This is a genomic window from Microcoleus sp. D3_18_C2 (assembly GCF_036702395.1).
In the GTDB taxonomy this organism is placed as follows: Bacteria; Cyanobacteriota; Cyanobacteriia; order Cyanobacteriales; family Microcoleaceae; genus Microcoleus.
The window spans coordinates 1-1790 of sequence record NZ_JAUBTG010000132.1; the positions used below are offsets into that span (position 1 = coordinate 1).

The following is a 1790-nucleotide window of genomic DNA, read 5'->3' on the forward strand; positions in this document are numbered from 1 at the left end:
AGTTAGGCTAACCGTCCCTGGATAGGAGAACCTACCCATTTAGGTTAAACGAATCGCACACCGGACATGATATAATATCATGTCCAGTCGAGCGATCGCGATTTTTGTAGGGGTTCCCCTCACCAACAATACCTGCCAATAATTGACCATCTCAAAAACCCGCCCCCACCGGGATATTATGGTTAATCGATCGGACATGATATTAGCGATCGTTCTGATACAACCGGATTCCATATTATCTACAAACCAGGTAGTCCAATTACTGTAAAATCCTGTTGAGTGATGAGATTAGCTGGCACACCTTTTAGGCTAGCTAAGATTTGATCCGTGTTGGCAATTTTGATAAAAGTTGTAGTGTTTTCTTCAACTATGCTGAGTCGATCGACCGTTAACCCTCCCGTCAAAATTAATAAATCTTCACCTTGCGTAAAATCAGCGATGACATCGCGGCCTTCTCCCGCAGTCAAGAAAAAGTAATCGCGCCCGCTTCCCCCTTGCAGCGTATCGTTTCCGAAGTCTCCCCTCAACCAGTCGTCGCCAATTCCCCCAATCAAAGTATCATCACCATTATCGCCGTAGAGAGTATCGCTACCGTCACCCCCGAACAATCGATCGGCATCTTCATTACCAAAAATTAAATCATTGCCACTACCGCCGCACAAATAATCTTTTTGACTGCTAGCATCCCTCGCGATATTGTCAATATCTCCGAAAATCGTATCCTCGCCATTGCCGCCGCAGATGGTGTCATTTCCCAACTCTCCAAACAGCAAATCATTGCCAGAATCACCGCAAATTATATCGTTATCTTTGCCGCCGTGTAAGGTATCATTGTCCTCGCCGCCAGAAAGAGTATCTTCGCTTTCTTGTCCGTATAAAACGTCGTTGCCATTATTGCCAAAAAGCAAATCTTTTCCTGTCAAGCCACCGTCAGACGCCTCAGAAGTGCCACCAAATAAACTGTCATTACCTTCATCGCCAAGTAGGGTATCGTTGCCTTTGTCGCCCCAAACTATGTCATTATCTTTGCCTGCGATCGCCACATCAGAATCTTTACCCGCATAAATAAGGTCATTCCCAGCGTGGCCGACGAGATAGTCGTTATTTTCGTTGCCAAATATGGTGTCGCTGTCTGCATCCGCGCCAACAGTAACTGGGCTAGCAAGGCCACCGTAAATATTGTCGCTGCCGAATAAGCCCTTTAGCCAGTCGCTGCCATTGAAACCGTTGATGATGTCATTAATATTGCTGCCGGTTAGAGTATCTTTACCGTCAGTACCGTTGAGGGTATTTTCAGGGATATTCGGGCCGGGAATGGAAGTGCGATCGGCTAAAGTAATTCGATCGCACATACAGTCTTCCGAAGCAGCAGGAATTAGCGCCGGTGTGGGGGTTTCTGTTGTTGGAGATGTGGTTTGGGCGATCGAATTGTCAGTTGCGATCGGTGTTTCCCCAGGTTTAGCCGTTGGGATTGGAGTTTCTCCAGATGTCGAAATTGGTGTCGGAATTGGCGTCGGAGTTTCCGCAGGCGTCGGAGTTTCCGCAGGAATTGGCGTCGGAATTGGCGTCGGAGTTTCCGCAGGCGTCGGAGTTTCCGCAGGAATTGGCGTCGGAATTGGCGTCGGAGTTTCCGCAGGCGTCGGAATGGGAGTTTCCGCAGGAATTGGCGTCGGTGTCGGAATTGGCGTCGCAGTGGAAATAGGCGTCGGAGTTGGAATTGGCGTCGGAGTTTCCGCAGGCGTCGGAATGGGAGTTTCCGCAGGAATTGGCGTCGGTGTCGGAATTGGCGT

General features: G+C 48.9%; 1 protein-coding gene. It reads right to left on the reverse strand.

From position 1 onward, the window contains the following. Positions 1-239 precede the first annotated feature (239 nt). Positions 240-1790, reverse strand: a 1551-nt coding sequence (locus QUA88_RS29610) for a calcium-binding protein (protein WP_333340437.1), incomplete at its 5' end; no start/stop codon positions are given.